At 67.4% G+C, this 23,254-nt stretch carries 22 protein-coding genes and 1 tRNA gene; 2 read left to right on the top strand and 21 right to left on the bottom strand.

The genetic code is table 11. From position 1 onward, the window contains the following. Position 1 precedes the first annotated feature (1 nt). Entirely contained in the window at positions 2 to 904 is a 903-nt protein-coding gene (locus tag BLW27_RS03280; protein WP_089879723.1) for a DMT family transporter, read from the bottom strand. Between the two features lie 66 nt (positions 905 to 970). On the opposite strand from BLW27_RS03280, the gene BLW27_RS03275 reads away from it, so the two are divergent. Both BLW27_RS03275 and BLW27_RS03270 read left to right on the top strand, forming a co-directional pair. After that, positions 971 to 1,867, top strand: coding sequence for a DMT family transporter (locus BLW27_RS03275; RefSeq protein ID WP_089879190.1), 897 nt, complete (start codon positions 971 to 973; stop codon positions 1,865 to 1,867). A 55-nt stretch (positions 1,868 to 1,922) separates the two neighbouring features. Further along, positions 1,923 to 2,351 (top strand): Fur family transcriptional regulator, encoded by a 429-nt coding sequence (locus tag BLW27_RS03270; protein ID WP_089879187.1) that lies wholly within the window; start codon positions 1,923 to 1,925, stop codon positions 2,349 to 2,351. 163 nt (positions 2,352 to 2,514) lie between these two features. Here BLW27_RS03270 and BLW27_RS03265 read toward each other — a convergent pair whose 3' ends face one another. From BLW27_RS03265 to sufB, 20 genes are all read right to left on the bottom strand, one after another. Further along, positions 2,515 to 3,231 carry an alanyl-tRNA editing protein gene (locus BLW27_RS03265; protein ID WP_089879184.1) on the bottom strand — a complete coding sequence of 239 codons (717 nt, stop codon included), beginning with the start codon at positions 3,229 to 3,231 and terminating at the stop codon, positions 2,515 to 2,517. Further along, positions 3,228 to 5,654 (bottom strand): DUF3772 domain-containing protein, encoded by a 2,427-nt coding sequence (locus BLW27_RS03260; RefSeq protein WP_089879183.1) that lies wholly within the window; start codon positions 5,652 to 5,654, stop codon positions 3,228 to 3,230. The genes BLW27_RS03265 and BLW27_RS03260 overlap by 4 nt, the downstream gene beginning before the upstream one ends. Before the next feature lie 3 nt (positions 5,655 to 5,657). Further along, positions 5,658 to 6,686 (bottom strand): cysteine synthase A, encoded by a 1,029-nt coding sequence (locus BLW27_RS03255; RefSeq protein ID WP_089879180.1) that lies wholly within the window; start codon positions 6,684 to 6,686, stop codon positions 5,658 to 5,660. Between the two features lie 51 nt (positions 6,687 to 6,737). Continuing rightward, the gene (locus BLW27_RS03250; RefSeq protein WP_089879720.1) at positions 6,738 to 7,865 is read right to left on the bottom strand and encodes an NUDIX domain-containing protein; all 1,128 of its coding nucleotides are present in this window, start codon (positions 7,863 to 7,865) and stop codon (positions 6,738 to 6,740) included. After that, entirely contained in the window at positions 7,865 to 8,305 is a 441-nt protein-coding gene (locus tag BLW27_RS03245) for a TrgA family protein (RefSeq protein ID WP_089879179.1), read from the bottom strand. Before BLW27_RS03245 ends, BLW27_RS03250 begins: the two co-directional genes overlap by 1 nt. Positions 8,306 to 8,308: 3 nt before the next feature. Further along, positions 8,309 to 9,517 (bottom strand): SAM-dependent methyltransferase, encoded by a 1,209-nt coding sequence (locus BLW27_RS03240; RefSeq protein WP_089879174.1) that lies wholly within the window; start codon positions 9,515 to 9,517, stop codon positions 8,309 to 8,311. 125 nt (positions 9,518 to 9,642) lie between these two features. After that, positions 9,643 to 11,064, bottom strand: a complete 1,422-nt coding sequence (locus tag BLW27_RS03235; protein WP_177177807.1) for a cryptochrome/photolyase family protein — start codon at positions 11,062 to 11,064, stop codon at positions 9,643 to 9,645. Positions 11,065 to 11,146: 82 nt separating this feature from the next. Further along, entirely contained in the window at positions 11,147 to 12,346 is a 1,200-nt protein-coding gene (locus tag BLW27_RS03230; protein WP_089879169.1) for an aminotransferase class V-fold PLP-dependent enzyme, read from the bottom strand. Between the two features lie 127 nt (positions 12,347 to 12,473). After that, the gene (locus BLW27_RS03225; RefSeq protein ID WP_089879167.1) at positions 12,474 to 13,466 is read right to left on the bottom strand and encodes an MDR family oxidoreductase; all 993 of its coding nucleotides are present in this window, start codon (positions 13,464 to 13,466) and stop codon (positions 12,474 to 12,476) included. 343 nt (positions 13,467 to 13,809) lie between these two features. After that, positions 13,810 to 15,768: a methyl-accepting chemotaxis protein gene (locus tag BLW27_RS03220; RefSeq protein WP_245710755.1), complete on the bottom strand. Its 1,959-nt coding sequence runs from the start codon at positions 15,766 to 15,768 to the stop codon at positions 13,810 to 13,812. A gap of 212 nt (positions 15,769 to 15,980) precedes the next feature. Beyond that, positions 15,981 to 16,057: transfer RNA gene (locus BLW27_RS03215), tRNA-Arg, on the bottom strand. A gap of 80 nt (positions 16,058 to 16,137) precedes the next feature. Then, positions 16,138 to 17,358: a cysteine desulfurase gene (locus tag BLW27_RS03210; protein WP_089879162.1), complete on the bottom strand. Its 1,221-nt coding sequence runs from the start codon at positions 17,356 to 17,358 to the stop codon at positions 16,138 to 16,140. Beyond that, entirely contained in the window at positions 17,351 to 17,944 is a 594-nt protein-coding gene (locus tag BLW27_RS03205) for a YIP1 family protein (RefSeq protein ID WP_089879159.1), read from the bottom strand. The genes BLW27_RS03210 and BLW27_RS03205 overlap by 8 nt, the downstream gene beginning before the upstream one ends. Then, a complete protein-coding gene (locus BLW27_RS03200; RefSeq protein WP_089879156.1) occupies positions 17,941 to 18,432 on the bottom strand; it encodes a YIP1 family protein in 492 nt (163 codons plus the stop codon). Before BLW27_RS03200 ends, BLW27_RS03205 begins: the two co-directional genes overlap by 4 nt. Before the next feature lie 7 nt (positions 18,433 to 18,439). Further along, positions 18,440 to 19,720 (bottom strand): SufB/SufD family protein, encoded by a 1,281-nt coding sequence (locus BLW27_RS03195; protein ID WP_089879153.1) that lies wholly within the window; start codon positions 19,718 to 19,720, stop codon positions 18,440 to 18,442. Beyond that, positions 19,720 to 20,475: a Fe-S cluster assembly ATPase SufC gene (gene sufC, locus BLW27_RS03190; RefSeq protein ID WP_089879151.1), complete on the bottom strand. Its 756-nt coding sequence runs from the start codon at positions 20,473 to 20,475 to the stop codon at positions 19,720 to 19,722. The genes BLW27_RS03195 and sufC overlap by 1 nt, the downstream gene beginning before the upstream one ends. Positions 20,476 to 20,529: 54 nt before the next feature. Beyond that, on the bottom strand, positions 20,530 to 21,132 hold the full coding sequence (locus tag BLW27_RS03185) for a hypothetical protein (protein WP_089879148.1): 603 nt from the start codon (positions 21,130 to 21,132) through the stop codon (positions 20,530 to 20,532). Further along, positions 21,129 to 21,443, bottom strand: coding sequence for a heavy metal-binding domain-containing protein (locus BLW27_RS03180; protein WP_089879145.1), 315 nt, complete (start codon positions 21,441 to 21,443; stop codon positions 21,129 to 21,131). Before BLW27_RS03180 ends, BLW27_RS03185 begins: the two co-directional genes overlap by 4 nt. Before the next feature lie 21 nt (positions 21,444 to 21,464). Beyond that, on the bottom strand, positions 21,465 to 21,665 hold the full coding sequence (locus BLW27_RS03175) for a hypothetical protein (RefSeq protein WP_089879142.1): 201 nt from the start codon (positions 21,663 to 21,665) through the stop codon (positions 21,465 to 21,467). A gap of 47 nt (positions 21,666 to 21,712) precedes the next feature. Further along, a complete protein-coding gene (gene sufB / locus BLW27_RS03170) occupies positions 21,713 to 23,254 on the bottom strand; it encodes a Fe-S cluster assembly protein SufB (protein ID WP_089879139.1) in 1,542 nt (513 codons plus the stop codon).

Raw genomic sequence — 23,254 nt, 5'->3', positions numbered from 1 at the left:
CCTAGGCGGCGCCGGCCGGCGTCTTTCGGCGCAGGTTGATCAGCACGATCCCGACCGCGACCAGCGTCAGGGCGCCGGCAAAGCCCGGCCCCACCGGCTCGTCCAGCAGCAGCCAGCCCATGCCGACCGCCAGCACAGGCGACAGGAACGAGAACGCCGCGATATCCGAAGCCGGGTAGATCGCCATCAGCCCGAGCCAGAACAGAAAACCCAGCGACGCGACGAAGGTGGCCTGGAACCCCAGCCCGGCCCAGTGCAGCCAGGTCGGATCTCGCAGCAGCGGGCCGAACAGCGGAGCGACGGCGATCAGCGCCAGGGCCGAGACCGCCAGCTGGAAGAACAATTGCGTCTCGGCCGTCAGCTTCGACACCCGTGTCAGCCGCACGGCCAGCGCGATTCCCATCCAGGCAAACGCCGCGCCCAGCGCCAGCAGGTCGCCGCGCAGGTCACCCGCGCCCAGGCTTTGCGGATCGGCCAGCGCCCAGGTCACGCCCGCCATCGCCAGCCCCAGCCCGACCACCCGCCGCGCCGACAGACGCTCGTTCGGAAGGGCGAAATGCGCAACCACGGCAAGCCAGACAGGCATCGAGTAGAACAGGATCGACGCGCGCGACACGGTCGTCAGGTCCAGCGCCAGGAACAGCATCACGAACTCGATCGTGAAGAAGCCGCCCAGCATCAGCCCCGGCCAGAACGCGGCCCGCAACCCGGTGATGCGCCGGCCCGCGAACCAGACCCACAACCCGAGGACGCATAGCGCCAAGACCGAGCGCAGCCCGGCGCCGAAGATCGGGCCGATGCCGCCATTGGTCAGCTTGATCACCACCTGGTTGGCCGCCAGCAGCGTGCTGAAGACCACCAGGCCCGATGCGCCGACCAGATCGATTGCATCCCTGCGCGCCATGCGCCACATCGACCCCAGCGCGCCGGCAAGGTCAATGGTCGACCTGCCCCGCCCGCAAGGAGAGTCATGAGCGAATACGCCGCCGCCAGCGCCGCCCGCTTCCGCCTGCGCTCGGGCGTGGGTCTTGCGCTGGTGGGCGCGCTGATCCTAACGCCCGACGCTCTGTTCATGCGTCTGTCGGGCATGGGCGGCCTGCAGATGCTGGGCTGGCGCGGGCTGTGCATGGGCACAGTCTTCCTGGTGGCCTGGACGCTTACCAGCGCCGATCGCCGCAGCGACATTGCCCGGATGGGAGGCGGTGCCGCGATCCTCATCGTCGTCTGCCAGGCGGTCAACGCGCTGCTCTTTCCGGCAGGCATTGCCGCGGCCCCCGTGGCGCCGGTTCTGATCGGCCTGGCGACCGCGCCGATCTGGTCCTCGATCCTGGCCCGCCTGTTGCACGGCGAACCGACGTCGCGCGCCACCTGGGTGACCATCGCGGTCGTGCTGGCCGGGCTGCTTTACGCCGTCACCGACAAGGGCGAGACCGGCCTCGAAGCCAAGGCGCTGACCGGGCTCGCCTGCGGGCTGGGCGTCGCAGTGGCGCTGGCGCTGAACTTCGTCACGCTGCGCCACAACCCCGACCTCCCGCTGCTGCTCGCGATCGGCCTCGGCGCCCTGGGCGCGGGCACCTTCGGCTGGGCAGTCACTGGCCCCTCGCACATGACCGACGGCGCGGTGTGGGCGATTCTGATCTGCGGCATCGCGATCCTGCCGCTGTCTTTCTTCGCGCTGTCCCAGGCCTCACGGCACACCTCGGCGGCGAATGTCGGCTTGCTGTTGCTGCTCGAGACGGTGCTGGCCCCGCTCTGGGTCTGGCTGGCGCTGGGTGAAGCACCCGGCGCGCGGATGCTGACCGGCGGCGCCGTGGTGGTGGGGGCGCTCGCAATTTATCTTCTGCACGGACACAGGCGGCGCGCGTGAAGGCTTGGCCTCGGCGCGGAGCTTTGGCAGAAAAGGCCATGCCCGGGAGATCACGATGACCGATACGATCGCCAAGCGCTGTGAGGAGAGCGGGCTGCGCATGACCGGGCAGCGCCGCACCATTGCGGATGTGCTGGACCAGTGCCGAGACCACCCCGATGTGGAGGAGTTGCACGCGCGCGCGGCTGCCCGAGATCCGCGGATCTCGATCGCCACGGTCTACCGCACGGTGAAACTGTTCGAGGAGGAAGGCATCCTCGAGAAGGTCGATTTCGGCGACGGCCGCGCCCGCTACGAGGACGCCGAGCGCGCGCACCACGACCACCTGATCGACATGACCACCGGCCGCGTGATCGAATTTGTCGACCCCGAGATCGAGGCGCTGCAGGAGAAGATCGCGGAAAAGCTGGGCTACACGCTTAAGGGGCACCGGATGGAACTGTACGGTATCCCGAGGAAAACCCACGAGTCCCGCGGCGATTGAGCGGATATTCCCGACGCGCGTGACCATCCACACGTTCGGCACCACCCCGACACGTAGCGCGCCGTGCGCTCGGCCCCTTCGGCTGGCCGCGTCGGGCGGCGGGATGGGCAGGCAGAGGGCCGGCGCCGGCGGCGCGCCCGCAGGGCGCCCCGCCGGATCAGCCCTAGCCCAGCGAGATGCTCACCCGGCGGTTCTGCTTGCCCTTGTTGGCGATCTTGCCCAGCACGATGGTGCCGATCTCGCCGGTGCGGGCCACGTGGGTTCCGCCGCAAGGCTGCAGGTCGACCTGCGCCGGACCCTCGCCGATCCGCACCAGCCGGATGCGTCCCGCCCCGCGCGGCGGCTGCACGGACATCGTCTTGACCAGGCCAGGGTTGGCGTCCAGCTCCGCCTCGTCGATCCAGCTTTCGGTGACCGGCAGGTCGCGATCGACCAGGTCGTTGAGCGCCTGCTCGATCGCGTCGCGATCCTCGGGCGGCTCGGGCATCGCGAAATCCAGCCGCCCGGTTCCGGCGGCGATGGCGCCGCCCGTCACCGGCAGCGGAATGACCACGCTCAGCAGATGCAGCGCCGTGTGCATGCGCATGTGCTTGTGCCGCCGCTCCCAGTCGAGGCGCTGGGTCACGATCGCGCCCTCCGGCGGCAGGGCCATCGGCTCGGCCGGGACAAGGATTGAACCGCCACCCGGTGCCTTTATCGCGGTCGCGATGGCGATGCTATTGCCGTCCCAGTCCAGCCAGCCGCTATCGCCCGGCTGCCCCCCGCCCGTCGGATAGAACAGGGGTGGTTCCACGATCAGCCCGCCTTCGGCCGTCACGGAACGCACGGTTCCCGCGGCGTCGCGTTCGTAGGGGGCGGTGCGGTACAACGGGTCGTTCATTCCGGGTCCTCCTGTCTTCCGTTCTCGGGCCTGTCGCCGCGCGGTCGCGCGCGCCGGGCGCGCGCTTCGGCAGGGCTATCTGCCGCCTCGCGGCGGTCCACACCCCTATCCGGCATCCGCGCGTTGCGGAGCGTTTCCGGATTGCGCAGCCACAGGTCTCGCTGCGGGAAGGGAATCTCTATGCCCTCTTCGGCGAAGCGTGCGACCACCGCGTGGTTCATGTCGGTGATCACGTCTAGGATGACGTTGACGTCGCGCAGGATCGCGCGGATCTCGAACTCCAGAACGCCCTCTGCGAAACCCTTGAAATAGATGTAGGGTTCGGGGTTCATGAGCACCATGTCGTGGGTTCGCACGATGTTCAGCAGGATGCTTTCCACCTTCCGCGTTTCCGTGCCATAGGCCACCTTGACCGGCACCACGATGCGCCCCAGCACGTTGCCGCGCGTGTAGTTGCGCACCACCCCGGAGATCAGGTCGGCGTTGGGCACGATCACGTCGAACCGATCGAAGGTCTCGATCCGCGTCGCGCGCACCGCGATGTCCTTGACGATGCCATGCGTGCCGCCGACCTCGATCCAGTCGCCCTCCGAGATCGGGCGCTCGATCAGCAGCAGGATGCCCGAGACGAAGTTCTCGACCACCGTGCGCAGACCGAAACCGATGCCGACCGACAGCGCCCCCGCGACGATGGCCAGAGAGCTGAGGTCCAGGCCACCGGCCGTGATGGCCGCGACCCCCGCGATCGCGATGCCGACATAGCCCAGGCCCGACACGATCGCCGTCTGGCCGCCCGGGTCGATCCGGGTGCGCGGCAGGACCGAACTGCGCAGCGCCCCCTGCACCAGCCGGGTGATGATGAAGCCCAGCATGAAGACCAGGATCACGGCGACGAAATCGCCTGGCCGGATGCGGGCCTCGCCCAGCATCAGCCCTGCCTGAAAGCGGGCCCAGATCTCTGTCAGGTCCGAGGGACGCGCGCCCCAGACCAGTGCCAGCGCCGGCACCGCGGCAAGCGTCAGCGCAAAGCCCACCATCACTGGGACAAGACTGTCGGACTCGGCGGCGGACTTGCCGGTCATAAGCTTGAAAAGCGAATTGAAGAAGCCCTGCAGCACCACCACGATGCCGAACAGCGCCAGCGTCGCCACCGCCGGATAGACCAAAGCCTCGCCTATGTTGCGGTAGCCGACGGCCGCCAACGCGGGCCCGGCGACGCCCGCAAAGATCGCCCCGCGCGAGATCAGCGTCGCGACCCGTTGACGGAACAACGTCGTCTCCCCTGCCTCGACCGATGCCTCGGCGGTTTCCGAGCGTGTCCGGATCCGGCCCAACTGGATCAGCGCGATGCCGGTCAGAAGCAGCAGCGGAAAGCCCGCCACCGCCGCAGTGGCCGGGCCGTAGCCGTCGATCTCGGTCAGCGTGGCAAGGATGCTGCGCAGCACCACAAGCACCGACAGCGCCCGGGCAAACGTCCGCGCCTCGCGCCGGTCGCCCGGATCGAGCGGCACCGCCGCCACGTCGTCGTCTTCGTTGAAGGCCTGGTCCGCCAGCCACTGCGTGCCCAGCAGGATGACCGCCCAGATCGGGATCCGTTCCAGCAGAAGCGTCAGGCGCGTGCCGAAGAGCCCCGTCATCTCCAGCGCCTCGGCCAGCGCAAAGATGCCCAGCAGCGGAAGGACGATGTATCCCAACGAAAGCAGGAACCGGAAGACGCCCGAGCCGCGGCTGCGGTCGCCGCGCAGCATATCGACGCCCCGCTGCGTCCATCGGCGCCCGCGAACCATCAACAGCAGCGCGAATGTGCAAAGCCCCAGAATCGGCAGCAGATTCACGCGCGCCTCGGCCCGCAGGGCGGGTTCTGCGACGCGGTCGCGCAGCTCGGTCACCGACCGCGCGAAGGAGCCGGCCAAGTCGAACAGCGCGGGCCGCCAAAGCGTCGGGTTCAGCGGGCTCGGCCCCAGTTCGAGCAGTTCCTCGGTCTGGCGGTCGCGGATGATGGCGTCGATCTCGGCCACGATCCCGTCGGCCAGCGTGAACGCTTCTTCGGCCCTGCGCACCGGGACCAGCAGTTCCTGCATCTGATCGCGAAGCTGTTGCCGGCGTTCGGCGATCTCGGGTGGCTCTCCGGCACCGTCCGGCGGCGGCTCTCCCAGCGCGTCGATCTGCGCCTGCAAGGTGGCGATGCGGGCCGCGTTGACGTTCTGCGCGGCCAGGAACCGTTCGCGCCAGGTCGCGATGTCGGCGCGCAGCACCTCGAGCGCCTGGTTCGACGCCTCGGCATCTTCGACGACTTCCTGGGCTTCGGCCGCGCGATCGGACCACAGCGCGTAATCGACCGGCTCGCCGACGTCCTGCGCGAACGCCGCCGCGCACGACAGAAGAAGCGCCAGAAGCGCCGCGCGAAGCCAACCGAAGGTCATGACCTAGACCGGCTCGAACACGCCGGGAATGGAGGCCGGCGCACGATCGAGCCAGGACGGCACGGGCAGGCTCTTGCTGCGCAGGAAGTCGATGTTGAACAGCTTCGACTGGTAGCGGTTGCCGTAGTCGCACAGGATCGTGACGATCGTGTGCCCCGGGCCCAGTTCGCGTGCCATGCGCATCGCACCGGCCACGTTCACGCCGGTCGATCCACCCATGCACAGACCTTCCTCGGACAGCAGGTCGAAGACCACCGGCAACGCCTCGGCGTCCGGGATCCGGCAGGTGAAATCGGGCCTGAAGCCTTCGAGGTTCGCGGTGATGCGCCCCTGCCCGATGCCTTCGGTGATGGAATCGCCGGGATTGTCCTCGCCGGTGTAGATCTTGAACAGGCCAGCGCCCTCGGGATCGGCAAGCCCGACCTTGACACCCTTCGGCTGCAGAACTTCCGCCACGCCGGCTACGGTGCCGCCCGAGCCGGCCGCGCAGATGAAGCCATCCACCTTGCCGCCGGTCTGCTCCCAGATCTCGGGGCCGGTGGTCTCGACATGGGCTCGACGGTTCGCCACGTTGTCGAACTGGTTCGCCCAGATCGCACCATGCGGTTCGGTCTTCGCCAGCTGTTCGGCAAGCCGCCCCGAGTAGCGCACGTAGTTGTTGGGGTTCTTGTAGGGTGCCGCCGGCACCTCGACCAGCTGCGCGCCGGCAAGCCGCAGCATGTCCTTCTTTTCCTGGCTCTGCGTCTCGGGGATGACGATGACCGTCCTGAAGCCCAGCGACGCACCGACCAGCGCCAGCCCGATCCCGGTGTTGCCCGCGGTGCCCTCGACGATGGTGCCGCCGGGTTCCAGCAGGCCCTTCTCGACCGCATCGCGGATGATGTAGAGCGCGGCGCGATCCTTGACCGACTGGCCGGGATTCATGAACTCGGCCTTGCCGAGGATCTCGCACCCGGTGGCCTCGGACGCCTTGCGCAGGCGGATGAGCGGCGTGTTCCCGACGGCGTCGGGCAGATCGCTGGCGATACGCATGGGGCACGTCCTTCCTTTTGGCGCGGACCCTAGAGGCGCGGCCGGCGGAACTCAAGCCGACGCGCGCAGCCCCTCACGGTGCCGTGCAAGCCACAGCAGCATCATGGCAAGCGGGGCGGCATTGACCTCGCCGCTGTCCATCAGCGCCATCGCGTCGTCGAAGGGGATGACGTGGCTGCGGATATCCTCGTTCTCCTCGACCAGACCGCCCAGGGCGCGGTCGCGGCCCTTCAGGTCGCACAGACCCAGGAAGAAATGAAAGAATTCGGTCGAGTAACCGGGCGAGGAATAGGTCCGCACCATCGGGATCAGCTCGGCCAGGTCCAGGCCGGCCTCTTCGCGGGTCTCGCGCCGGGCGGCGACCTCGGGCAGTTCGCCCGCGTCGACGAAGCCGGCGACGGGTTCGAGCACCCACGGCGCGGGATCGCCGCGCATCAGCGGGCCATAGCGCACCTGCTCGACCAACAGAACGGTGTCTGTGGCCGGGTCGTAAGGCAGCACCAGAGCGACGTCGAAGCTGACCAGCGTCTCGCGCGTCAGCGTCTCGGACCAGTTGCCGTCGAAGGTGCGGTGGCGCAGGTCGAAGCGCCTCAGCCGCATGAAGCCGTCATAGCCGTCGTCGCGCAGCCGCAGGTCGAGATCGCCTTCGCCGGGCGCGCGTCGCAGAGTCGACGGCGCGCCCGCCTGCGCCAACCGCCGCGACCAGGCGCGCGCGCGGAACATCGGCAGCAGGGCCTGCACCTGCTCGACCGGCTGGCGGCCGTAGCGGTCCATGACCTCGGCGGCCGCGTCCATCGTGATGGCACCCCAGTCGTGCAGCCATTCGTCCAGCGCCCAGCTCGGCCCGGGCGTCCAGTGCCCCTCGCGCGGCATGTAGACCACCGCCCGCGTAGCAGCCCCGTGGGTCTCGACCTCGACCTCGACCTCGCGCAGGTCGTAGGCGAACCCGCCCTCGTAGAAATCCAGCCGCGCGACGTCTTCGTCCGTGGCGCCGCGCAACAGCAGCGCCTCTGCCGCGGTTCCCGGCGCGGTCCGGATCATCGGGAACGGCTGATCAGCCACCCAGTGCACCGCGTGATCGGGGATGCGCGCGGGCAACAGGCCGGTTGGCGCGCGGCCCAGAACGCGCTCCAGAAGCGGCGGGTGGCGCAGCGTGCCGTAGAAGACGACATCCGTCATCAGCGCCACCGTCGCGCCGCGACCTCGGCGAGAAGGCCGACGATCACGCCGCCCACGCCCAGGGTGATCAGGATCTCGAGCGTCGCGATGCGCAGGAACAAGTCCATCCCGATCTCGAGCACGGCCACCACCGCCTCGAGCGGGTCGCCGTAACGGCGGGACATCGCCCGGCTCACCATCTCGTTCACGGCCTGCACGAACAGCGCGCAGAACAGCAGCACGACCGTGCCCGTGATCCCGTTCGTGAGACCCACCGCAACGCCTTGACCGGCCCGCGGGCCAATGGTCATCCAGCCGACGGCGAGGCCGAGCGCGACATTGACGACGGTGAACCAGCCGAAATTCGTGCCCTCGGAGTAGAGCATGATCACCTGCCCCGAGACCACGAACCCCAGGATCGCCATGCCCAGCGCGGCGACCAGCCTTGCTCCGGTCGGCACGCCTCAGGCCCGCCGCGAGACGGTGATCTGAGTCACGTCGCAGTTCTCGACCGCGAAGCTCGCGGCGCAGGACGTCAGGTAGAAGTTCCACATCCGCCGGAAGCGCTCGTCGAAGCCCAGGCGCGCGATCTCGTCCCACTTCTCGTTGAACGTCTGGTGCCAGCGGCGCAGCGTCTGGTCATAGCTCTTGCCGAACTCGACCGAGCGTTCGACCGACAGCCCGGCCCGTTCGACCTGCTGGCGCAGGATCACCGGGCTCGGCAGCATGCCGCCGGGAAAGATATATCGCTGGATGAAGTCCACGCCGCGCTTGTAGACCGCCCAGCGCCGATGCGCCACCGTGATGATCTGCAGCGTGGCGTTCGCGCCCGGCTTGAGTCGTTCGCGCACGGTTTCGAAATAGACCGGCCAGTATCTTTCGCCCACCGCTTCGAACATCTCGATCGACGCGATGCCGTCGTAGGTGCCCCGCTCGTCCCGGTAATCCTGAAGCTTCAGCGTGACCCGGTCCTGCAGGCCCGCCGCATTGATACGGTCTTGGGCAAAGCGGAACTGCTCCTCCGAGATCGTCAACCCGGTGACGCGCAGCCCGCGCTCCTTCGCGGCGTATTCGGCGAATCCGCCCCAGCCGCAGCCGATCTCCAGCACGTGGTCGCCCGGTTTGGCGCCCATCTGGTCGACCATCGAGGCATATTTCGCGATCTGCGCCTTCTCCATGCTTTCCTGCCCGGTCTCGAACCGGGCCGAGGAATAGGTCATCGTCTCGTCCAGCCAAAGACGATAGAATTCGTTGCCCAGGTCGTAATGATACGAGATGTTGCGCCGCGCCTGCCGCTTAGAGTTGCGCCGCAGCAAGAAGCGCAACTGTTCGTAGGCCCGCACGAGACGCTGGCCCGGAAAGCCGTCGTAGATGTGGTCGTTGTCGGTATGGACCAGGTCCATGAAGGCCATCAGGTCGGGCGTCGACCACCAGCCGTCCATGTAGGCCTCGCAGAAGCCAAGGTCGCCTTCGCGGATAAGCCGCGCGAACAGGTCGTCGTTGTGGATGTGGATTTCCGCCACCGGCCCCGGCCGCGCGCCCTCGGCGCGGAAACGGCGGCCGTCGGGGAGCACGAAATCAGCCCGGCCTGCCTGCATCTCCTGCGCCATTGCGAAAACGCGCGCGAAGTATCGGGGCAGGTTCGTCTGGTTCTCGGTCGTGGTCAGGATCATGCTCGGCCCAATGCGATTTCGCAGGTATCTTAGAGGCGGATCGGGGGCGGGCAAGCGCCGAAGCCGGATTATCGCGCCCGTCCACGCACTTGTGCGACGGCAGAACCAGGCACGACTCAGGCTTGTCAGAACGCGCGGTTCTCGTAGGCGGCCAGCGCGCGGGCACGCCCCTCGCCCGGCTCCACCACCGGATCGGGATAGGCATCGTCGGGATCGAGGCCCCACCGCCGCGGCACGGCCTCGAAGTAGGACAGCGCTTCGGGCGGCGGATTTGCCTGCCCCTCTGCGATCCAGCGGTCGACGTAGGCGCGATCGCGGTCGAACCGGTCCAGCTGCGTGACCGGGTTGAACACGCGGAAATAGGGTGTCGCGTCCGGGCCGGAGCCGGCCGCCCACTGCCAGCCCAGCGCATTGTTGGCCGGGTCCCAGTCGATCAGGTGATCCTCGAACCATTTCTGGCCGATGCGCCAGTGCGTCATCAGGTGCTTGGTCAGGTAGCTGGCCACGATCATCCGCGCGCGGTTGTGCATGCGGCCCGTCACGTACATCTCGCGCTGCCCGGCGTCGACAAAGGCGATACCGGTGCGGCCCTGCTTCCAGGCGCGAACCTCGTCCGTGTCCGCTTCCTCGCGCCAGCCGAAGGCGTCCCATTCCGTGCGCCAGTTTCGTGTCAGCAGATGCGGCGTGTGCCATGTCAGGTGATATGCGAAGTCGCGCCAGACCAGCTCCTTCAGGAAGGTCTCGGCGCCGGCCCTGCCCTCGTGCCGCGCACGCTGGCCGGCATGCCAGCACTGGGCGACGCTGATCTCGCCCAGGGCGAGGTTCTCGGACAGGTTGGACGTGCCGACAACGCCCGGCAGGTCGCGCGTCTGGTGATAGCCGTCGATCCCGTCGTCCAGGAAGGCCTCCAGCCTGTCCTGCGCCGCGCGTTCGCCCACATTGGCCCAGCGCGCGACGATGTCCGCACCCCGGTCCATGGCGCGACCCATCCGCCAGTCCTCCAGGCGTTCGCTTCCGGGCCAGGCGTCCGGCGCGGGAAGGCGTGAGGGAGCGGGCAACGGCGCTACGACGCCGCGACCGCGCACCGCTTTCCAGAACGGGGTGTAGACCTTGTAGAACCCGCCGGTCCCCGTCTCGACGGTCCATGGTTCGAACAGCACATGGCCGGCGCAGGACATCGCCGTCACGCCGCGCGCCTCCAGCCCGGCCTTGACGATCTTGTCACGCGCCACGCTGTCAGGATCGTAGGCGCGCATCCACCACACATCGCGCGCGCCGGTTTCCTCGGCCAGACGCTGCAGCACGTCCAGTGCGTCTCCCGTGCGCAGGATCAGGCGCGAGCCGGCAGCGCGCAGCGCATCACCGAAGACCCTCAGCCCCTCGCCCAGCCGCCATTTCGGGGCAGCGCCGAGCGCATCCACCAGCGGGTCCCGGATCGCGACGGCAATGACCGGCCGTCCGGTTCTTGCGGCGGCATGCAGCGCGGCATGATCGCTCAGCCGCAGGTCGCGGCGGAACCACACGATGATGGGTGAACGCTCGGGCAAGGGCGGCTCCGGTGTTGCGACGCGCGACGGCACGCGGCCCTCGCGCATCGTGACCTAGCCCGCCGCGGCGTGGTTCAAGGGCCTACAGAACGGCGTCGAGCGCGCTCATCGCCTGCGCGACCTCCTCGCGGCTGGTGTAATGCACGAAGGACAGCCGCAGCACGCCGCGATCGGGATCGACACCCATGCCCTGCAAGGCGCGCACCGCATAGAAGTCGCCGCCCCCGGCGCAGACGCCATGCCCCGAAAGCGCCGCGGCCACATCATGCGCCGGCCGGTCCAGCGCAAGCGCCACGGTCGGCGCGCGCCGCTCGGCCCGGTCCGGGCCAAGCAGCCGGACGTCGTTGCGCCCGGCCACCATGTCGAGCAGCGGTTGCAGCAATGTTACCTCGTGCGCGCGCATCAGGTCATGCACGCCGGCCGCGTCGGTGCCATGATGGGCCGCAAGCGTATCGACGTAATCGGCCATGCCGGCGCAGGCGGCGACCTGCGCGTGATCCGGTCCCGCGGGCGTGAACCGCTTGTAGAGCGTGTCTCCGTTGAACCAGTGCGCCTGGTTGGGCAGCGCCTCGCCCGGCGCGCGGCGGACCACCATGATCCCCTGATGCGGACCGTATGTCTTGTAGCTGGAGAACAGGTAGATGTCGGCACCCAGCGCGTCGACGTTCGGAAAGCCGTGCGGCGCGTAGCTCACGCCGTCGACGCAGACAAACGCACCGGCGGCATGGGCCAGCGCGGTGATCTCGGCCACCGAGTTGATCTCGCCCACCACGTTCGAGCAGTGCGGGAAACAGACCAGGCGAACCTTTTCGTCCAGCAGTTGCTCGAGACGCTCGGGATCGAGATGCCCCGTGATCGGGTCGATTTCCCATTCGCGCACCTCGATGCCGCGGTCGGCCAGCCTCCGCCAGGGGCCGGAATTCGCCTCGTGGTCCTGATTGGTGACGACGATCGCCTCTCCCGGCTCGAGGAACTCGGCAAAGGCCTGTGCGAGGACGTAGGTGTTCTGCGTCGTCGAGGGGCCAAAGGCGACCTCGTCGGTCTCGACACCCAGCAGGGCGGCCAGGCGCGTCCGCGCCTCGTCCATCTCGGCACCGGCCCGCTGAGAGGCGGGATAGGGCGCGTAGGGCTGCACCTTGCGATCGTGGTAGAAGCGCGTCAGCCGGTCGATCACCGCGCCGCAGGTATAGGATCCGCCGGCATTCTCGAAGAAAGCCTGCCCCTGCAGGGAGGGTTCGCGGAACGCGGGAAACTGCGCCCGCACGAAATCGATGTCCAGCATGTCTGCCTCACTGTTGCGTGTCGCGGACAAGACTGCGGCACGGCGGCGGGGTCAAGCCGGTCGCGTCGTCGCATCGGGCGCCTGCCCCGCGACGGCGCCGCGGATGCCGGCCATGCCGCGCGGTCCGTCAGCCGTTGACGTCGACCACCACGCGGCCGCGGACCTTGCCCTGCAGGATCTCGCGGCCCAACCGCGGCAAGTCGGAAAGCGTCGCGGGCTGCACCATCGCGTCCAGCTTGTCCATCGGCATGTCGCGGGCGATCCGCTGCCACGCCCGTTGACGAGCCTCGAAGGGCTGCAAGACGCTGTCGATGCCCAGCAGGTTGATGCCGCGCAGCAGGAAGGGAATGACAGAGGCAGGCAGGTCCGACCCTCCGGCCAGGCCGACCGCCGCGACGGATGCGCCGTATTTCATCTGGCCCAGAACGCGGGCGAGCATGCTGCCGCCAACCGCGTCGACACAACCCGCCCAGGTCTCGGATTCCAGCGGGCGTTTGATCGTCTCGGCCAGTTCGCTGCGCGGGATGATCCTTTTCGCTCCCAACTGTTTCAGGTAATCCGCCTGATCGGGTCGGCCGGTGACAGCGGCCACCTCGTATCCCGCCTTGGCGAGCATTGCCGTCGCGACCGAACCAACGCCCCCGGCCGCGCCGGTGACCAGCACCGGCCCATTTGCGGGCGTCAGCCCGTGATCCTCAAGCGCGATGATGGCGAGCGTGGCGGTCAAACCCGCCGTGCCGACCGCCATGGCCTGGCGGGTGGTGAAGCCGGCTGGCAGCGGCACCAGCCAGTCGGCCTTCACGCGGGCCTTTTGCGCATAGCCGCCCCAATGCGCTTCGCCGACCCGCCACCCGGTCAGCACCACCGGATCGCCGGGTGCATAGCGCGGGTCTTCCGAGCGCTCGACGCGGCCGGCGAAATCGATGCCGGGAACATGGGGATAGCTGCGAACGAGCCCCCCTCCGGGACCGATGCAAAGACCGTCCTTGTAGTTCACGGTCGAGAATTCCACCACGACGGTCACGTCGCCATCCGGCAGATCGCCCTCGTCGATCGTGTCGACCCTGGCTCGCGTTTCGCCCGAGCTTGGATCCTTCTCGACGACCAGAGCCTTGAACATGGTCCTCTCCCTGCTGCGCGCGGCGCGGGGGCCGCGGATCGGCAACCTGTTGCCAACATCCCGCTCCGTCTAGCACAGGAGGCACGCATCGTCGATATGACAGGGTAGCGGCATGAGCCGTTCAGAAAGGGCGAAAAGGCTTTGAGGCTCCAAGCCGCGCTTCGGGCGGCGCTTGAGGACGGAGCCGCTGGACCGCACTCCTTGCCCTTGCCGCGCGGCCAGCACCGCGAGTGTATCCTTTTCGCACGAGCCGCGCGGCTGACAGTCCAGCCAGCCGCGCGGAAACGGTCACATTTTTGCAGTTGCCTCTCGGCACTGGCGGACCTGCGCCATCAACGATGGATTAGAAGTCCTTCCAGATCGCCTCCTGCGAAGCGCCACCGCCCGCGGCGGCGCGCTTTTCCGATGCACGCTCTGGCGATCGCGCGTGGTTGTCCTGAGAAACGGACTTGGCCTGCACTGCCTCGGATGCCTCTGCCACTTCCCGGTCCCACGACCCCGCGGCGCCCTGATCGTCCCCGTCCGCCCAGTCCGAATTTGCGGCGAAATCCGCCCCAAGCGGGTCCGCCATCGGCACGGCCGCGTCCTCGCCACCGAGGAACTCGACGAGGATGCGCGACACGTGGCTTGCCTCGTTGCTGAGTTCCTGGCTGGCGCTGCTGGTTTCGCCCACGAGCGCGGCGTTCTGCTGGGTGACCTTGTCCAGTTCTCCCACGCCCACGGTGATCTCCTGCACCGCCGAAGCCTGCTCTTTCGCCGAACTCGCGATGTCCGAGACGAGGTCCGAGACTTCGGTCACGCTTTGGACGATGTGCTGCAGCGTCGCGCTGGTTTCCTCGACCAGCCGCTCGCCATCCTCGACCTGACGCGAACTGGTCGAGACCAGATCCTTGATCTCCTTGGCCGATTCCGACGCGCGCTGGGCAAGCGACCGCACTTCGGACGCCACGACGGAGAACCCCTTGCCGGATTCTCCGGCTCGCGCGGCCTCGACCCCCGCGTTCAGGGCCAGAAGGTTGGTCTGAAAGGCGATGTCGTCGATCACGCCGATGATCTGGCTGATCTGCTCAGACGACTTGGTGATCGAGCTCATCGCGTTCATCGCCCGGGCCATCACTTCTCCTCCGCGCTCGGCGCGACGGCGGCCTTCGATCACCTTCTCGTCGGCCTCCTGGGCACGCCGGGCGGCCGAGCGAACGCTTTCGGAAAGCTCTTCCAGCGCGGCGGCGGATTCCTCGAGCGTGGCGGCCTGGACCTCGGCGCGCTTGGACATCTTCATGGACATGTCGGCCAGGTCGGTGGCGTTCGTCTCGACGGTGGTGACGCTGTTGCGGACCGAAGTCACCAGCCGGTTCAGCGCGGCGGCAAGGCCGTTGAAATCCTTGCAGAGTCGCACATAGCTCTCGCCCAGATCATTCCATTCGCCAGGGGGAATCGTTTCGTCGACGCTGCCGTTCTTCAGCGCGTTCATGGCCTCTCCCAAGCGGGTGAATAGCGCTACGCGGCGGTCATTCTCGTGCCGCTCGGTCGCGCTTTTCGTTTCGGTGGCGGCCAGGCGTTCGCGCAGGTCTTCAAGCCGCCGCGCGATGCGGCCGATCTCGTCCTGCCGCTCTTCCTCGGGAAGTTCGAAGTCGAAGTCGTTTTCGGACATCCGCTCGACATAGCCGACGATCGCCTTGATGGGCCGCGACAGGATGCGCCCGAAGAGGAAAGACATGCCGAGCGCCAGCACAAGCATCGCGCCGGTGATCGCCATCAACACCAGCTGGTTGGACCGAAGCGAATCGGCGGCTGTCTGGAGCGCGGACTGGCTCACCGCGTTCACGCGGGCCCGAACGACGTCCGCGGCAGCGATGCACTCCTCCAGCAACGGGATGATGCGGTCGCGCAAGTCGCGCGCCAATTGGAACGACAAAGTCGATTGCAAGTCCGGCACCTCGGCCGACAATTGTTCAGCGGCGGTGAAGATGCCTTCTATGGCTTCGCGCGTTTCCGGGTCGGCATCGGCGAAGACCTCGTTGACCTGCGACCGCTTCTCCAGAACGCCGGCAAGTTCGGCGGCAAAGTCTTCCCACGCGCCTTCAGCCTGACGGTCGATCATCAGGGTGGCAAGGAGCGCGTGGTCCAGACCCTCGGAAAGGTCTCCGGCAAGCTGGCCTTGCCGCTGATTCTGCGCGCCCTGTTCGACGTCACCCACGATCTGCATAAAAAACACTATCGTCACGGCGACGGTGATCAACAGAAGCGCCGTGAAGGCCCCTCCGAGGGCCATGATCTGGGCGCGTATAGACAATCTGCTCATGCGACTTCCCAACAACTACTTCGAACCAACGGTGATTGAAGCTGGTTTTGGGCCGCAAACGTAACCATCCGTTTAAGGCGCGCCGCCCGCTGCGATGGCGCCACGACGAAAAGCCTGGCTTGGCTCCGCGTCGCGCAGAAGTTAAAAGCGATATTTCAATGCCTTGCATCGCAGGGTTACCGAGCGCAAGAAGTCTGTTCAATTGAGGGAATTGGCGCTCGCGACAGGATTCGAACCTGTGACCTTCGGCTTCGGAGGCCGACACTCTATCCAGCTGAGCTACGCGAGCGCATGGGGCCGCAAGACGGCCGCTGCGGGCTGTTTAGGGCAATCGCAAGCCGCCCGCAACGGGAAATCCGGCGCCCCCCTTCAGCCGAAAAGATCGTGCGCCAGTTCGAGCGCATCGACCAGGCTGTCCACCTCGGCCTCCGTGTTGTACAGGCCGAACGAGGCCCGGCAGGTGGCGGTCAGGCCCATGTGCTCCATCAGCGGCCCGGTGCAATGCTGCCCCGCGCGCACCGCGACGCCCTTCTTGTCGAGGATCGTGGACAGGTCGTGGGCATGCGCGGCACCATCCATCGTGAACGAGAAGATCGCCGCCTTGTCCGGTGTCGTGCCCTGCACGCTGATCCAGTTCAGGCCGTCCAGGCGCGCGCGCGCGTAATCGCGCAGGCGGGTTTCGTGCGCGGCGATATTCTCCATCCCCAGGCCCATCATGTAGTCGAGCGCAACGCCCAGCCCGATCTGCTGGACGATGCCGGGGGTGCCGGCCTCGAACTTCATCGGCGGGTCGTTCCAGGTGATGCTGTCCTTGTGGACCTCGCGGATCATGTCGCCGCCACCCATGAAGGGCTGCATCTGGTCCATGCGCTCGCGCCGGATGTAGATCGCTCCCGAGGCGGAAGGACCGTAAAGCTTGTGCCCGGTGATGGCATAGAAATCGCAGCCGATATCGGCCACGTCCACGGGCATGTGCACGGCGCCCTGGCTGCCGTCGACGAGCGTGGCGACGCCCCGCTCGCGGGCGGCGTGGCAGATCGTCTTCACGTCCACCACGGTGCCGAGCACGTTCGACAGGTGCGTGATCGCGATCAGCCGGGTCTTCGGCCCGATCGCGTCGATCACCTTCTGCGGGTTGAGATAGCCCGTCGAATCCACGTCGACCCACTTGATCGTCACGCCCATCCGCTCGCGCAGGAAATGCCACGGCACGATGTTGGCGTGATGCTCCATCACCGACAGCACGATCTCGTCGCCGGCCTGCAGGTTCGGCATCGCCCAGCCATAGGCCACCAGGTTGATGCCCATCGTGGTGCCGGTGGTATATACGATCTCCTGCGGATCGGGGGCGCCGAGGAAGCGCGCGATCACGTCGCGCACGCCTTCGTACTTCTCGGTGGCCAGGTTCGACAGGTAATGCAGGCCGCGATGCACGTTGGCGTATTCCTCGGCATAGCCGCGGGTGATCGCGTCGATCACCACCTGCGGTTTCTGCGCGCTTGCGCCGTTGTCGAGATAGACCAGCGGCTTGCCGTTCACCTCGCGCGACAGGATCGGGAAATCGCGGCGGATCTGGGCTACGTCATACATATCCGGTCACTCCGTCCGGTGTGATCCCGATCACCGACAGCACGATGGACAGCGCGATCGCCATGCCCACGATGCCGACGATCAGGACGAGAATTGCCTTGAGGACGCTGTGCAACGCATGCGCCTCGTCGATGAAATGAACCGCGATCCAGACCCCCAGCGCCGAAGCCGCCATGACCAGCACGGCGCCCAGAAACGCCGAGATCGGCATGACCACCAAGACCACGGCCTGCGCCAGCACACGCAGCGCCTGAAGCCAGATCATCAAGACCGCGAGGTCGGCGAAGCCGCCGGTCCCGCCAAGACCGCGGCCCGCCCATGTCAGCGCCGCGATCGTCGCGACCAGCGTCGCGGCCTGCAGCACCATGAAGGCGAAGGGACTGTCGAGGATCACGGCCCCGGCCATGCCGCCGTCGGGCAGCAGCAGGCGCGACAGCCCGAAAACCAGCGCGTTGAGCACCACGACCAGCGCGAAGCCCGTGACCAAGGCCTCGGTACCCGGCCGGATCGACAGCAACAGGCGCGCCACGTCGCGCGGGGCGGTGACGCTTTGTACCGCGAGGCGCAGGAACGAATCGACCATCATCGCGCGTCCCGGTCGATCCGCGCCGCGCGCAGGCCGCTGATCCAGAACCACGCGAAGATCGTCAGCGCGAGGAACTCGACCACCGACAGGCCCGGCCCGGGCCCGACGAAGCCTTCGATCAACCCGATCAGCAGGAAAAGCGGCGACGCGGCAAGAAGCGCCCAGAACAGCGCAAAGCGTGCGCCGTATCCCGTCACCGGGCGGCGCGCCAGCCGCGCGAACGCCTGGGTCAGCGCCGCGAGTCCGTAGAGCAGCAGGGGCAGCAGCAGGACGATGGCGAAGAGCGAGCCCATCATCAGCGCCTGCAGATCCGCCTGCTGCAGATGCGCCTGGCGCGCAAGGCCGGGCCATTGCGCGATGAACAGCACCAGACAGGCGCCCATCAGGATCGCCAGCGCGCGCGGCTCGGAGGCCCCGCGCGCCAGTTGCCCCTGCACCACCGCGCCGGGGCGGCGGTAGCTGGCCGCGATGTCGGTCGTGACGGGCATGCAGCCGTCAGGTCCGCCGCCGGGCAAGCCAGGCGGCGACGCGGTCGTTGATGTCGGATTGCAGGTCCTCGTCCTCGATCTCGAGCACGGCCTCGGCGATGAAGGCGATGGTCATCAGGTCCTCGGCCTCGCCACGCGGCACGCCGCGCGCGCGCAGGTAGAACAGGCTGTCCTCGTCGATGGCACCGCTGGTCGATCCGTGCGAGCAAGCCACGTCGTCGGCGTAGATCTCCAACTCGGGCTTGGCGAGGAACTGGCTGTCCTCGTCCAGCAGCAGCGCCTGGCTGATCTGGTAGCCGTCGGTCTTCTGCGCGCCGGGCTGGACCAGGATCTTGCCCTGGAACACGCCCACCGCGCCGTTGCGCAGTACCTTCTTGAACACCTGCCGGCTTTCGCAGTTCACCGCGTCATGGGTGACGAAGACCGTGTCGTCGTGGTGGAAATCGCCGTCGCCCATGCAGGCGCCCGCCACGTGGGCCACCGCGTCGTCGCCGGTCAACTCGATCACGCATTCGTTGCGTGTCAGCGTGCCGTTGGCGGTCAGCGTGAAGCTCTTGAACACCGACTCGCGGCCCAAGCGGGCAAACACATGCGTCGCCGCACGCCGCTCGTGATCGCGGCCCTGCGCGCGCACGTGGTGCAGCGTGCCGGTATCGGCTATCTCGACCTCCATCCCGCTGTTGAGCCGCGCGGCGGCCGGACCCGTTTCCAGAATCGTCGCGCAGGCGCCCGCGTCGACCTTGACCACGTGATGCAGCACCGCGTCCGCGGCATTGCCGCTGCGGCGGTAGATCAGGTGGATCGGCCGCGACGGCCGACCGGTGACGTGGATGAGAACGCCGTCGGTGGCGAACGCGGTGTTGAACGCCGCGAGCGGGCGCTGAACCGGCGCCTGGCCGCGCGCCTCGAGCACGCCGTAGACGTCCCTGGCCCAGTGGATGTCGGACGTCTCGGCCAGCCGGTCGATCCGCACGCCGTCCAACTCCAGCGCGTCGGATGCGCCCTCGTCGAACACGCCGTCGGTGAAGACGATCTTCAGCCCGTTCCGCTCGGAGAACAGCTGCGGCTCGTCGCTGTCGTCGAAAACCTCCGCGGCCTCGGGCTCGGGCGCGGTCAGCGTGTCGGGGCGGGTGTACTTCCAGTACTCGTCGCGCCGCGTGGACAGGCCCATCGCGCGCAGGCGCGCCAGCGCATCCCGGCGCGCGGGTTCGGCCCAGCCGCCCTCGGGAACCGAAAGCCCCGACAGGCGCGTCTCGGTCAGCGTCTGTTTCTGCTCGGGCAGTGCCATCAGGCTTCCTCCGCTTTCAGGTGCTCGTAACCCTGGTTCTCGACCTCGAGCGCCAGCTCGGGCCCGCCGGTCTTGATGATGCGGCCGTTCGACATGATGTGCACCACGTCCGGCTTGATGTGGTCCAGAAGCCGCTGGTAGTGCGTGATCACCAGGAACCCGCGGCCTTCGCTGCGCAGCGCGTTCACGCCGTCGGCCACCAGCTTCATCGCGTCCACGTCGAGGCCCGAGTCGGTCTCGTCCAGGATGCACATACGCGGTTCCAGCATGGCCATCTGCAGGATCTCGTTGCGCTTCTTCTCGCCGCCCGAGAACCCCACGTTGACCGGACGCTTCAGCATGTCCTGATCGATCTTCAGATCCTTCGCGCGGGCGCGGATGGTCTTGAGGAACTCGGTCGAGCTCATCTCCTCTTCGCCGCGCGCCTTGCGCTGCGCGTTCACGGCGGTGCGCAGGAAGGTCATGTTGCCGACGCCGGGAATCTCGACCGGGTACTGGAACGCCAGGAAGAGGCCTGCGGCGGCGCGCTCCTCGGGATCCATGTCCAGGATATCCACGCCGTCCAGCGTCGCGGTCCCCTCGGTCACCTCGTAGCCGTCACGGCCCGAGAGGACGTAGGACAGCGTCGACTTGCCCGACCCGTTCGGCCCCATGATCGCGTGCACCTTGCCCGCCTCGACGGTCAGGTTCACGCCCTTGAGGATCTGCTTGTCCTCTTCTTCAAGCTTCACGTGCAGGTTCTTGATCTCGAGCATCGTTCGTCCTCGCTATTGTCTGCGGCCCCGGGGGCCGCGATTTCCGGTGCCCCCTCAGGGGCGGTGCATGAATTGGACCACCTGCAGCAGGCGGTCGGGCGAAATCGGCGTCGGCTCGACATGGAACACCGCCATGCGACCGATCATCGAAGGCGGGCCAAGCCAGTCCTCGACACGGGCGTAGCGCGGCCGGTCGGCGTAGTCGTCGAACAGCAGCGTCAGCGGCGCCTGCGTCAGGAAGGCCGACGCCAAGGCGCAGCCGACGCGGAAGCGGCCGTCGACCAGCACCACGTCAGGCTGGCGGAAGCCCTTGTCGCGCCAGATGCCCAGCGGATAGCGCGACCAGCGGCGCCATTCGCTGTCGTCCCGCGGCTGGCCCCACTCCTTCGTGAGGCCGATGTCGGACCAGACCACGTGAACCTCTGTGCCTTCGGCCGGCGGGTTCGCGTCGAACCAGGCGCGCATGTCCTCGGCCCAGGCCTTGTCGGATTCAACCGCAAAGACCGTCTTGCCCGGCAGTTCCGCTGCCATAACGGTCGAGCCGCCCGATCCGTATTCCAGGATCACCGCCGCGTCTTCATAAGCCGTGCGCAGCGCGTGTGCCTCGGCCTCGGGCAGCGTCAGCTCGGGCCGCTGGGTGGCGGCGGCCTGGCTCACCCGAGCACCACCGCCGTACCCGACGCCGACACCATCAGCATCGATTCCCCGACGACTTCGTAGTCGAGGTCGATACCGATGACCGCGTTCGCGCCGAGGGCCCGGGCACGCTGTTCAAGCTCGCGCATGGCGGTGTCGCGGGCGTCCTGAAGCTTGGATTCGTAGGCGCCCGAACGTCCGCCCACTACGTCGGTGATCTGCGCGAAGAAATCACGAAATACGTTTGCGCCCATAATCGCCTCGCCCACGACGATGCCGCGGTAGTCGGTCACGCGCTGGCCTTCGACCGAGTTGGTGGTGGTCAGGATCATCTGTCTTCCCCTTGAAGCCTGTCAGAAACCGATGACGAGGCGGAGCGCGGCAAAGCACACCCAAGCGACCATCCCGGCCACCAAAGCGGTGAACAGGACCGACTCCTTCAGCATGAAGGTCCCGCCCCGCCCGGCCCGCTTGTGGACCGTCAGCCCCAGCAACGAGCCGAGGAACACCCCGACGCCGACGCCAGCGCTCTGGTTGATGGCTTCCGCAAGCATCGTGCGGCCTCCTGCGTAGCGGCGGGCCGTGCCCGCCGCCGGCTGCCTTATCCGACCGAGCCTTCGAGGCTGATCGCGACCAGCTGCTGGGCTTCCATCGCGAACTCCATCGGCAGCGCCTGCAGAACTTCGCGTGCGAAGCCGTTGACGATCAGCGCGACGGCCTCTTCCTCGTTCATGCCGCGCTGGCGGCAGTAGAACATCTGGTCGTCGTCCACCTTCGACGTCGTCGCCTCGTGCTCGACCCGGCTGCTGTTGTTGCGGACCTCGATGTAGGGGACGGTGTGCGCCCCGCACTTGTCGCCGATCAGCAGGCTGTCGCACTGGGTGTAGTTGCGGCTGTTCTTGGCCTTCGGGTGCATCGAGACCAGCCCCCGATAGGTGTTCTGCGCCACGCCCGCGCTGATGCCCTTGGACACGATGCGCGACCGGGTGTTCTTGCCCAGGTGCACCATCTTCGTGCCGGTGTCGGCCTGCTGGTGGTTGTTGGTGATCGCGATCGAGTAGAACTCACCTTGGCTGTCGTCGCCGCGCAGGATGCAGGACGGGTACTTCCACGTCACGGCGCTGCCGGTTTCCACCTGCGTCCACATCACCTTGGACCGGTCGCCGCGACAATCGGCGCGCTTGGTGACGAAGTTGTAGATGCCCCCCTTGCCGTTCTCGTCGCCGGGATACCAGTTCTGGACGGTCGAGTACTTCACCTCGGCGTCTTCCTCGGCGATGATTTCGACCACCGCGGCGTGCAGTTGCGCGACGTCGCGCTGCGGCGCGGTGCAGCCTTCGAGGTAGCTGACGTAGCTGCCCTTGTCGGCGATGATCAGCGTCCGCTCGAATTGACCGGTATTCTCGGCGTTGATCCGGAAGTACGTCGACAGCTCCATCGGGCAGCGCACGCCCGGCGGGATGTAGACGAAGGACCCGTCGCTGAACACGGCGCTGTTGAGCGTCGCGTAAAAGTTGTCCTGCACCGGCACGACCGAACCGAGGTACTTCTTCACCAGCTCGGGATGCTCGCGAATCGCCTCTGAGATCGAGCAGAAGATCACGCCCGCCTTCTTCAGTTCCTTCTGGAAGGTCGTGCCTACCGAGACGGAATCGAACACCGCGTCCACGGCCACGCGACGCTCTTCGCCACCGCCCGTGCGGGCCTCGGCGGCCGCGTCACCCGCACCTTCGACACCCGCCAGGATCATCTGCTCCTTCAGCGGGATGCCGAGCTTGGCGTAGGTTTCCAGCAACTTCGGATCGACGTCGTCGAGGCTTTTGGGCTTCTCGGCCATCGATTTCGGCCGGGCATAGTAATACTGCTGCTGGAAGTCGATCTGCGGATACTCGACCATCGCCCAGTCGGGTTCCTTCATCTTCAGCCAGCGCTGATAGGCGCCCAGGCGCCACTCGGTCATCCACTCGGGCTCGCCGTTCTTGTCCGAGATCAGGCGCACGATGTCCTCGGTCAGCCCCTTGGGGGCGTATTCCATCTCGATCTCGGTGTTCCAGCCGTGCTTGTACGTGCCGACCGACTTGACGGCATCGACGGTTTCCTGGTCGACGCCTTCCTTGACGGTGACCTCATCATAAGCAGTCAT

Origin of the sequence: Citreimonas salinaria, from assembly GCF_900107235.1 — a bacterium.
Taxonomy (GTDB): domain Bacteria; phylum Pseudomonadota; class Alphaproteobacteria; order Rhodobacterales; family Rhodobacteraceae; genus Citreimonas; species Citreimonas salinaria.
This window is presented reverse-complemented; position numbering and strand designations above follow the sequence as displayed.

Excerpts from the sequence above, each read along its gene's own strand:
- BLW27_RS03180 (WP_089879145.1), bottom strand. The coding sequence starts at position 21,443 with ATGATCCTGACCACCACCAACTCGGTCGAAGGCCAGCGCGTGACCGAC.
- BLW27_RS03280 (WP_089879723.1), bottom strand. The coding sequence starts at position 904 with ATGGCGCGCAGGGATGCAATCGATCTGGTCGGCGCATCGGGCCTGGTG.
- BLW27_RS03260 (WP_089879183.1), bottom strand. The coding sequence starts at position 5,654 with ATGACCTTCGGTTGGCTTCGCGCGGCGCTTCTGGCGCTTCTTCTGTCG.
- BLW27_RS03265 (WP_089879184.1), bottom strand. The coding sequence starts at position 3,231 with ATGAACGACCCGTTGTACCGCACCGCCCCCTACGAACGCGACGCCGCG.
- BLW27_RS03255 (WP_089879180.1), bottom strand. The coding sequence starts at position 6,686 with ATGCGTATCGCCAGCGATCTGCCCGACGCCGTCGGGAACACGCCGCTC.
- BLW27_RS03200 (WP_089879156.1), bottom strand. The coding sequence starts at position 18,432 with ATGCCCGTCACGACCGACATCGCGGCCAGCTACCGCCGCCCCGGCGCG.
- BLW27_RS03230 (WP_089879169.1), bottom strand. The coding sequence starts at position 12,346 with ATGCTGGACATCGATTTCGTGCGGGCGCAGTTTCCCGCGTTCCGCGAA.
- BLW27_RS03225 (WP_089879167.1), bottom strand. The coding sequence starts at position 13,466 with ATGTTCAAGGCTCTGGTCGTCGAGAAGGATCCAAGCTCGGGCGAAACG.
- BLW27_RS03250 (WP_089879720.1), bottom strand. The coding sequence starts at position 7,865 with ATGACGGATGTCGTCTTCTACGGCACGCTGCGCCACCCGCCGCTTCTG.
- sufC (WP_089879151.1), bottom strand. The coding sequence starts at position 20,475 with ATGCTCGAGATCAAGAACCTGCACGTGAAGCTTGAAGAAGAGGACAAG.
- sufB (WP_089879139.1), bottom strand. The coding sequence starts at position 23,254 with ATGACTGCTTATGATGAGGTCACCGTCAAGGAAGGCGTCGACCAGGAA.
- BLW27_RS03240 (WP_089879174.1), bottom strand. The coding sequence starts at position 9,517 with ATGATCCTGACCACGACCGAGAACCAGACGAACCTGCCCCGATACTTC.
- BLW27_RS03175 (WP_089879142.1), bottom strand. The coding sequence starts at position 21,665 with ATGCTTGCGGAAGCCATCAACCAGAGCGCTGGCGTCGGCGTCGGGGTG.
- BLW27_RS03210 (WP_089879162.1), bottom strand. The coding sequence starts at position 17,358 with ATGTATGACGTAGCCCAGATCCGCCGCGATTTCCCGATCCTGTCGCGC.
- BLW27_RS03195 (WP_089879153.1), bottom strand. The coding sequence starts at position 19,720 with ATGGCACTGCCCGAGCAGAAACAGACGCTGACCGAGACGCGCCTGTCG.
- BLW27_RS03270 (WP_089879187.1), top strand. The coding sequence starts at position 1,923 with ATGACCGATACGATCGCCAAGCGCTGTGAGGAGAGCGGGCTGCGCATG.
- BLW27_RS03220 (WP_245710755.1), bottom strand. The coding sequence starts at position 15,768 with ATGAGCAGATTGTCTATACGCGCCCAGATCATGGCCCTCGGAGGGGCC.
- BLW27_RS03205 (WP_089879159.1), bottom strand. The coding sequence starts at position 17,944 with ATGATGGTCGATTCGTTCCTGCGCCTCGCGGTACAAAGCGTCACCGCC.
- BLW27_RS03275 (WP_089879190.1), top strand. The coding sequence starts at position 971 with ATGAGCGAATACGCCGCCGCCAGCGCCGCCCGCTTCCGCCTGCGCTCG.